Annotated in this window: 2 protein-coding genes and 1 pseudogene; 1 reads left to right on the top strand and 2 read right to left on the bottom strand. The window is 77.5% G+C overall.

All coding sequences use genetic code 11. From position 1 onward, the window contains the following. Positions 1-684: pseudogene (locus tag B0E53_RS35155) on the bottom strand (FUSC family protein); the annotation flags it as partial. 177 nt (positions 685-861) lie between these two features. Here B0E53_RS35155 and B0E53_RS35150 point away from each other — a divergent pair. After that, positions 862-1,734: an NAD(P)-dependent oxidoreductase gene (locus B0E53_RS35150; protein ID WP_107079798.1), complete on the top strand. Its 873-nt coding sequence runs from the start codon at positions 862-864 to the stop codon at positions 1,732-1,734. Positions 1,735-1,758: 24 nt separating this feature from the next. Here B0E53_RS35150 and B0E53_RS35145 read toward each other — a convergent pair. After that, a partial coding sequence (locus tag B0E53_RS35145; protein ID WP_107079797.1) for a vanadium-dependent haloperoxidase occupies positions 1,759-2,728 on the bottom strand: 970 nt, incomplete at its 5' end.

Genomic DNA, 2,728 nt, shown 5'->3' with positions numbered 1-2,728 from the left:
CGGCAGCCGTGGCATCCGCACCTGGTCGAGCAGCCGTACGGCCCGGGCCTGCCGCCGGGCCGCCTCCTCCGCCGCGCCCGGCCGGGCGACCAGCACGTCCGCCAGCGCGTCGACGAGGTCGGCGAGGCCGCCCGCCGCCCCGGCGAGGCGCTGCGGGAAGCCGACCGGCGCCGGGTCCGGCCAGAGCGTCACCTCGGCGAGCGCGACCAGGCACACCCCCAGCGTGACGCCGGCCAGCCGGGCCGGGAGGGAGTCCGGCCGGTACGGCGGGAAGCACGCCAGGATGTAGAAGAGCTGGAGCGCGTTGGCCAGCCCGACCAGGCGCGGCCCGCCGACCCCGGCGAACGCCACGGCGAACCCGACGACGAGCATCCCGGCGGACGCCGCCGCGGTGCTGACCGCCAGCACGGTGCCGACCGCCACGAGCGACCAGGCCACCGGAAGGGCGGCCAGCAGGGTCCGGGCCCGCTCCGCGGGCGGCCCCGGCAGCTGGGCGAAACTGCCCGTGGCGACCGTGCCGAAGAGGGCGTAGGTGGCGAGGGTGACGTCGCCCAGGCCGTAGCGGCAGCCGTAGAAGACGAGTGAGGCGACGACGGTCAGCCGGGCCGCCCGGCGGATCAGGCGGTAGCCCGGGTCCCGGCGACGCAGCCGGTTCCGCAGCTCCTCGCCGGGCCGTCGACGCATGACCACACCGCTCCCCGACAGGTCTACCCGGGGGTGGCGGGCCGTCTGCTCCGGGACTCTATCCGCTCAGGCGCGGTGACGGTCCGCGGATGGACCGACGGCGAGTGTCCGCGATCGGGATGCTCCCCGTCTCCGGCGCGCCTAGGCTGCCCGGTAGGCGAGGTGGGGGAGCGGCGGATGACGCGGGTGGCGGTGCTCGGGCTCGGCGGCATGGGCGCGCCGATGGCGGCGAACCTGGTCCGGGCCGGGCTGACCACGGTAGTGTGGAACCGGCACCCGGAGCCGGCCCGCGCGCTCGGCGACCAGGGCGCCGAGGTCGCCGCCGACCCGGCCGACGCGGTACGCGGGGCCGACGTGGTGGTGACCATGGTGACCGACGCGGCCGCGGTGCGCGGGATCGCCGTCGACCAGGGGATGCTGGCCGCGCTGCCCGACGGCGCGGTCTGGGCGCAGATGAGCACCATCGGGGTGACCGAGATCGGGCGCCTGGCCGAGCTGGTCCGCGCCGAGCGCCCCACGGTGACGCTGGTGGACGCGCCGGTGGCCGGCAGCCGGGGTCCGGCCGAACAGGGCCGTCTCGTCGTCCTCGCGTCCGGCCCCGAGCAGGTGCGGGACCGGGTGGCGCCCGTCTTCGACGCGGTCGGGCAGCAGACTGTCTGGGTCGGGCCGGTCGGCGCCGGGTCACGGCTGAAGTTGGTCAACAACCTGCTGCTCGCCTTCGTGAACGAGGGGATCGCCGCGGCGGTCGCCCTCGGCGACGCGCTCGGCCTGGACCGCGACACGGTGCACGGGGCCCTGCGCGGCAGCCCGCTGGTGTCGCCCTGGGCCGCCGACAAGCTGGACCGGATCGCCGGGGACGACTACACGACGCAGTACTCCCTGGCCCTGGCGCTCAAGGACGTGGACCTCGCGCTGCGAGAGGTGCCGGCCGGCCGGTTCCCGGCCGCCGAGGCCCTGGCCGGCGAGTGGCGGCGCGCGGTGGAGCAGGGCCTCGGCGGCGATGACCTGACGGTGGTGACGCGGGCCCTCGCCAGAGAGGCGACCCGGTAGCACGCGCCGGGCCACCCGGCAGGACTACAGCGGTCGGCCGTCCCAGCGGGCGAGCCCGGCCGCCGCCACCAGGCGGCCGACCGCCGCGCCGACCTCGTCGGTGTTCCGGAAGTGGATGCCCGACCACACCCGGGCGTCGATGTTGTCCCGGGTGAGCTCGCGCCAGTCCCGGTAGGTCAGGGTGACGCCGGCGGCGGTGGGGCTCGTCAGCTCCACCGGCCCGGCGGGCCGCCCGGCGAGGGTCCGCAGGACGATCTCCGCGGCCCCGGCGTAGGTGGTGTGCCCGCTGGGGTACTCCGGATGGGCGGGGGTGGTGATCAGCGGGGTCCACGCCGGATCCGGCGCGATGTCCCCGGTCCGGATCGCGGTGACCGGGCGCCAGCGCAGGTCACGGTACTTCGCCGCGTAGGTGACGATCTGGGCGTCGACGGTCGCCGCGTGGAAGAGGGCGACGAGCGCCACCCGGCGGGCGGTCCCGCGGGCCCGCCCGGCGATGGCGGCGCGCAGCGCACCGGTGTAGCCGGTCAGCGAGGTCTGTGCCCAGAAGCGCGCCATGTCGGTCTGCCGGTCGGTGCGCCTGCTGCTCTGCGCCGCCCCGACCGCCCGGCTCTCGGCCAGGTCGCGGGCGTAGCGACTGCTGTCGAGCGCCGGGGGCGGCCCGGGCAGGTACGCCGGCACGTCGTCGATCAGGAACGGCCGAGCGTCGCCCTGGCCCGCCTGCACGGCGGCGGCGAAACCCGGCGGGGTCGGCTGCCAGACGCCGGGCGCCGGCGGCGGCGGGGTGAAGGGCCGGTTGACCGAGGCGAGGTCGAGCCCGTCGCCGGCCCGCTCGGCGAGTACGCCGCGGGCGGCGTCCCGACCGCTCTCGACCGCGGCGCGGACGGCCGCGGCCGGACCGAGCCGGTCCAGCGTGGCCGCGAGGGCCGCGTCCAGGTCGGTGGTGCGCGCCGGCGCCAGCGTGGTGAGGGCCTCGTGCACGGCCCCGGCGAGCGCG

This window comes from Micromonospora sp. MH33, assembly GCF_003013775.1.
GTDB classification, from domain to species: Bacteria; Actinomycetota; Actinomycetes; order Mycobacteriales; family Micromonosporaceae; genus Micromonospora; species Micromonospora fulviviridis.
Note: the sequence above shows the minus strand (reverse complement) of the source record. Positions and strands in the feature narration are given on the sequence as shown.

Excerpts from the sequence above, each read along its gene's own strand:
- B0E53_RS35150 (WP_107079798.1), top strand. The coding sequence starts at position 862 with ATGACGCGGGTGGCGGTGCTCGGGCTCGGCGGCATGGGCGCGCCGATG.